Origin of the sequence: Pseudogemmobacter sp. W21_MBD1_M6, from assembly GCF_052119585.1 — a bacterium.
Taxonomy (GTDB): domain Bacteria; phylum Pseudomonadota; class Alphaproteobacteria; order Rhodobacterales; family Rhodobacteraceae; genus JBGQOJ01.
The window spans coordinates 1-5,383 of the sequence record NZ_JBGQOJ010000057.1; the positions used below are offsets into that span (position 1 = coordinate 1).

The window sequence follows — 5,383 nt, forward strand, 5'->3', positions numbered from 1 at the left end:
GGGATGGAGCAGCCCGGTAGCTCGTCAGGCTCATAACCTGAAGGTCGTCAGTTCAAATCTGACTCCCGCAACCAAAAACGCCAATGTTTTCAAATACTTAGAACCTGACTGTTTTGCTTGTGTATGAACCCCACGCAAACGAGTCAACGCTGAGTCAACGTTTTGCAAGTCCCCCTGAAACCCAGGGGGCTTTTTGCGTTTGGAACCCTCCACTCTGTTCTGAATTCTGTCGGACAAGTGCGTTCCAGACAGGGGAATATTCTGTGGAATCTTAGACCCGGTCACTCGAGGGCCACAAGCGGCACCACAGCGATCAGTTGGTGCCGCTTGTGCTGCCGCCGCCGCCCGCACCCGCAAGTGCGCCCAACAGAAGAAGGCTGCCAAGCCCGATGGCCGCCCCATTGCCCAAACCGCCTTGTGGGCGGATCCGGACGGTGCGGTTGACCATGGTCTCGTCGACGCAGACATTGCCGTCGCGATCGAAGTCAAACGGCTTCAGCTCGTTGACCGAGGCGACCTGACGCAAAGAAAAACCATCGGGGCAGGCGAAAACGCCGATGGTGTCGGTGACGCGAATGGCGTCTTTTGCCAGGGCAGGAGCGGCGAACGAGAGGCACAGGAGGGCGGCATAAAGACTAGCATAAAGGGGTTTCATCTTAATTTCTCCAACTTTAGTTTTCGATTTTATTATTTCTAGTGGCAATCGTCGAGGTTGCAAGGCCGGGTGCCGCGATTTCCCTCGCGCGGGCAGGTTGGTTTCATATGTAGTCACGACGATCAGCTTCTCTGGATCAGGCTCAGGGCTGGTTTTCGTCTTTGATCTCCTGATTTTTACATTTTTCAGGAAAATGCCCTATAATACCCTCCAAAGATCACGGTGCCATGGCCCGCTTAAATTCGCGCGCCGTCAGTGCGTGTGTCCGGTGACGCCCGCTCCTTGTCCAGACTCTCGATCTCTTCCCAAAGAACCTGGTATTCCTTCAGGTGGCGTTTCAGGTAGTGCGCCGTCAGACTGGCGCGTTCGGCAATGCCGGACGGGATCAGCACAAAGGCATAGCGCATTTTCGAGGTGCTCGTGCGGAAGTTCTGGACTTTGATCGCGCCCTTTTCGGCCAGCCCCTTCAGCCAGTAATTCACTGCCACGAGGCTTAGCTTAGCTCCAGCGCATAGGCGATCTGCGTTGGCTAAGGTCGCCGTCTTCCTCGATCAGGCGCAAGACGCGAAACCGCGCATCTTCTTGAAAGGTGGTGACGAGTCTATCCACGGTTAGCCCCGCGTCATCATGCGTTGCTGTTGCTGTCCGATCGCGTTATCCGAAGACTGATAATTTGGCATGTGAGGTTCGGCGATGTCTGGTCAGTTTGTCATTTCGCTGGATTTCGAACTCCTCTGGGGCGTTCGTGATCATGCTGGCCGGGACAAGGGCAACGTTGCGCGGTCCGGAAAGGCGGAGCCATGCATATTCTGATGACGGTGAACGCCGCCTGGAACATATGGAATTTTCGGCGGCCGCTGGTAGAAGCCCTGACTGCTGGTGGTCACCGGGTCACCGTTCTGGCACCGCCCGACGATTCTGTGGCTCACCTCGAGCAGATGGGATGTCGTTTCCTACCTCTCGAGATGAGCGTGAAGGGCCTTAACCCGGTTGAAGACCTGAAACTGCAGCGCAGGCTGAAGCGAATTTTCCAGGAGGAACAACCGGACGCCATCCTGAGCTTCACGATCAAGAACAATATCTTCGGGGCGTGGGCTGCACAGACGGCTGGTGTGCCTTTCGTTCCGAACGTCACAGGGCTTGGCACAGCCTTTCTGTCGGGCGGCCTGTTGCAGACCATCGCCGAGCAGCTTTACCGGCGCGCCTTTGGCAAATTGCCGATCGTCTTTTTCCAGAACGAAGATGACCGGGATCTGTTTCTTGATCGCAAGCTTGTGCGTGCGGATCAGGTGCGGTTGTTGCCCGGCTCCGGCATTGATCTGGTCCGCTTTGCCCAAGCGGAGATGCCGTCTGCCGACGCGCCGCCTGTATTTCTGATGATTGCCCGGCTCCTGCGCGACAAAGGTGTCATCGAATTCATCGAGGCGGCACGGCAGATCAAGGCGCGCCATCCGAACGCACGCTTCCAGTTGCTGGGGGCAGCCGGTTCAGAAAACCGCACCGCCATCGACACCAAAACCGTCGATGCCTGGGTGGCCGAGGGCGTGGTGGAATATCTCGGGACCACCAACGATGTGCGCGCGGCGATTGCCGCGGCCACCTGCGTTGTGCTGCCCTCCTACAGGGAAGGCGCGCCGCGCACGCTGATCGAGGCGGCTGCCATGGCACGGCCGCTCATTGCCACCGACGTGCCCGGTTGTCGCGCCGTGGTCGATCACGACGTTTCGGGCTTTCTTTGCGAGGTGCAGAATGCCGACAGCCTGGCTGCGGCAATGGAGCGATTTCTTGCGCTCTCTCCGGAAGCCCGCACCGAGATGGGACAGGCCGGGCGCACAAAAATGGAACGTGAATTTGATCAGGCACTGGTCGTAGCAGCCTACCGCGAGGCCCTTGATGTCCTTTCCGGCAATCATAAGAGATAGCACCAATGGACACCGTGTTCTTCATTGCGTCAAAGCTGATCGGAGCGCTTCTGCGCCCGGACACCTGGATCGTCATCGCCTTGGCGGGCATCGTGCTTGCGTTGATCCTACAACGCAGGCATATCGCGCTTTGGGTTAGCAGCATCACGCTGGGGGTGCTTGTCGCGCTGAGCGCTTTACCCCTTGGGGATCTTCTCCTGCAGCCCATCGAGCGGCGCTTCCCAGCCAACCTAAGCCTTGTCGCTGTCGACGGCATCATCGTGCTCGGCGGTGGCGAGGACGCACGCGCCAGCGCTTATTGGGACCAGATGCAGCTCAATGAAGGCGCAGAGCGCTACACGGCCGCGCTCGCCCTCGCTCGACGGTTTCCACAAGCAAAGGTCCTGTTCACCGGTGGCAGCGGCGCGCTTCGCGACGTCGCTGGTGCCGCCACCTCGGAGGCGTCGATTGCCGAGGGTTTCTTTCTCGACCAAGGCATAGCGCCTGAACGCCTTCTGCTTGAGGGTCAGTCTCGCAACACAACTGAGAACGCCCGTCTCAGCCTGACGCTCGCCGATCCCGCCGCGGATGAAACCTGGGTTCTGGTCACCAGCGCCTTCCACATGCCGCGCGCCATGCGCAGCTTTGCGGCGGCAGGTTGGCAGAGCCTTGTCGCCTGGCCCGTCGATTATCGCACGTCAGGGTTTGGCGACGGCATGGGCTGGGATCTCAAGGGCAACCTGTCAGTCCTGACTACCGCGATCCGCGAGCACGTTGGCCAGCTTGCTTATCGACTGACCGGACGGTGAACGGTCACGCCGCTACACCGCGCGCAGCTGGTCGGCTTGAACAGCAACGCGTGTCTCTCCGCCCATGATGTCCATCAGCACCCAGACGCGCCGGTCCGGCGCCACGGACTCAATTGTGGCAATTACATCCGCAAATGGGCCCTTGGCCACCGTTACCTTGTCGCCGGGTTTGAGAAGCTTCGGCGGCAGCAGCTTGCCCTCCTGATCGCAGCGCAGCATCAGCTGGCTGATCAGATCAAGCGGGACAGGTGTTGGCTCCTTGCCAAAGCTGACGATCCGCGTCACGCCATAGGTGGAGTTGACTGCGCTCCAACGCTCCTGCAGCAGATCAAGGGCCACAAAAAGATAGCCCGGGAACAGTGGTCGCATCTGAACTGTGAACTTGCACTGGGCACGCGTGGTCTCTTCATGAAGCGGCAGAAATGTTCTGAACCCCTGCCGGACCAGATTGCGTTCGGCGATCCTGTGGCTGTTGGGTTTGAACTGCGCCAGAAACCAGGTCGTTCCGCTGTCGTGATAGCTCATTCAGATTCCGATGTTCAATTTTAAGCGGACTGTGCAATTTTAGAGCGCCCCATTCAACCTCCAACTGCCTCCGCTTGCGAAAGGCATCAATGAACTCTCCGCGCCATTGCGCAAACTCATTGAAAACGTGAGGTAAAAGTCTCTTCCGTCTTGATAGCCCAGCAAAGCTACGCAAACGTCCCCCGACTTCTTGAGAATATGGAGGCGGTGAGTTGGACGGCGGAAGCGGCAAAGTGGCAGTGTTTCGGGCGGCGCAATATGTGCGCATGTCGACCGAGCATCAGCAGTATTCGACCAACAACCAGGCCGACAAGATCCTCGAGTATGCCGAGAAGCGCGGCATCGAAATCGTCAAGACCTATGCGGATGATGGCAAAAGCGGGCTGTCGATCGAAGGGCGCGCTGCCCTTCAGCGGTTGCTTGCGGATGTCCAATCCGGTGCGGCCGATTTCAACGTCATTTTGGTCTATGACATCAGTCGCTGGGGCCGGTTTCAGGACGCGGACGAGTCGGCCTATTACGAATATATCTGCAAGCGCGCTGGCATAGATATTGCGTACTGCGCCGAGCAATTCGAGAATGACGGCTCTCCTGTCTCGACCATCGTAAAGGGCGTTAAACGCGCCATGGCGGGCGAATACAGCCGAGAGTTGTCAGTCAAGGTCTTCACGGGCCAATGCCGCCTGATCGAGCTGGGGTTCCGTCAGGGTGGAACGGCAGGCTTTGGTTTGCGCCGGGTGCTGGTCGACGAGCGCGGCACCATCAAGGCCGAGCTGAAACGCGGCGAGCACAAATCGCTGCAGACCGACCGCGTCATCCTGATGCCCGGGCCCGAGGAAGAGGTGGCGTGGGTCAACAAGATGTATCGTTGGCTGATCGAGGAGGACCTGAGCTTTCGCGAGATTGCCGACCGGCTCAACGAGGCGGGCATTGCCACCGACCATGATCGACCATGGACCTCAGGCACGGTGCGCACGGTTCTGACCAACGAGAAATACATCGGCAACAACGTCTACAACCGCAGTTCATTCAAGCTCAAAAAGCTGCATGTCGATAACCCACCCGACATGTGGGTGCGCAAGGAAGGCGCCTTCGACGGCATTGTGCCGCTGGAGTTTTTTCTGACTGCGCAGGAAATCATCACGGCGCGCTCGGCCCGGCTGTCGGATGAAGAGCTGCTCGAGCACCTCCAGCGTCTCTATGCCGATGCGGGCGAGTTGTCGGGCGTACTGATCGATCAAGCAGCCGACATGCCGGGCGCCTCCACCTACCGGACGCGTTTCGGATCACTGACCCGCGCCTATGAGATGATTGGCTATCGATCAGACCGGGATCAGGAGCGGATTGCGCTGAACAAGCGGCTGCGCAAGATGCACCCGGAAATCATTGCGCGGACAGAGGCCGCCATCGCCGCCGTCGAGCTATGCTTGAATTTGGGTGACGCGCATCATCAGGCGGCGCGGTTTTCGGTGTCGTTGGTCACTTCGACACCG

Annotated in this window: 6 protein-coding genes; 3 read left to right on the plus strand and 3 right to left on the minus strand. The window is 58.8% G+C overall.

Annotation, left to right across the window (positions count from 1 at the left end; all coding sequences use genetic code 11):
* Positions 1 to 313 precede the first annotated feature (313 nt).
* Positions 314 to 655: a hypothetical protein gene (locus ACEN2R_RS20615; RefSeq protein WP_442044770.1), complete on the minus strand. Its 342-nt coding sequence runs from the start codon at positions 653 to 655 to the stop codon at positions 314 to 316.
* Between the two features lie 236 nt (positions 656 to 891).
* Complete coding sequence (locus ACEN2R_RS20620) at positions 892 to 1,143, minus strand: MarR family EPS-associated transcriptional regulator (RefSeq protein WP_442044772.1); 252 nt, start codon at positions 1,141 to 1,143, stop codon at positions 892 to 894.
* Positions 1,144 to 1,455: 312 nt separating this feature from the next.
* Between ACEN2R_RS20620 and ACEN2R_RS20625 the strand changes: the two genes are divergently transcribed.
* Positions 1,456 to 2,577: a glycosyltransferase family 4 protein gene (locus tag ACEN2R_RS20625; RefSeq protein ID WP_442044774.1), complete on the plus strand. Its 1,122-nt coding sequence runs from the start codon at positions 1,456 to 1,458 to the stop codon at positions 2,575 to 2,577.
* Positions 2,578 to 2,582: 5 nt separating this feature from the next.
* A complete protein-coding gene (locus ACEN2R_RS20630) occupies positions 2,583 to 3,365 on the plus strand; it encodes a YdcF family protein (RefSeq protein ID WP_442044776.1) in 783 nt (260 codons plus the stop codon).
* 12 nt (positions 3,366 to 3,377) lie between these two features.
* On the opposite strand, the gene nusG is transcribed toward ACEN2R_RS20630, so the two are convergent.
* Entirely contained in the window at positions 3,378 to 3,890 is a 513-nt protein-coding gene (nusG, locus tag ACEN2R_RS20635) for a transcription termination/antitermination protein NusG (protein WP_442044778.1), read from the minus strand.
* 212 nt (positions 3,891 to 4,102) lie between these two features.
* On the opposite strand from nusG, the gene ACEN2R_RS20640 reads away from it, so the two are divergent.
* Positions 4,103 to 5,383 (plus strand): recombinase family protein (locus ACEN2R_RS20640; RefSeq protein WP_442044780.1); only part of this gene is annotated, 1,281 nt, incomplete at its 3' end.

Excerpts from the sequence above, each read along its gene's own strand:
- ACEN2R_RS20630 (WP_442044776.1), top strand. The coding sequence starts at position 2,583 with ATGGACACCGTGTTCTTCATTGCGTCAAAGCTGATCGGAGCGCTTCTG.
- ACEN2R_RS20615 (WP_442044770.1), bottom strand. The coding sequence starts at position 655 with ATGAAACCCCTTTATGCTAGTCTTTATGCCGCCCTCCTGTGCCTCTCG.
- nusG (WP_442044778.1), bottom strand. The coding sequence starts at position 3,890 with ATGAGCTATCACGACAGCGGAACGACCTGGTTTCTGGCGCAGTTCAAA.
- ACEN2R_RS20625 (WP_442044774.1), top strand. The coding sequence starts at position 1,456 with ATGCATATTCTGATGACGGTGAACGCCGCCTGGAACATATGGAATTTT.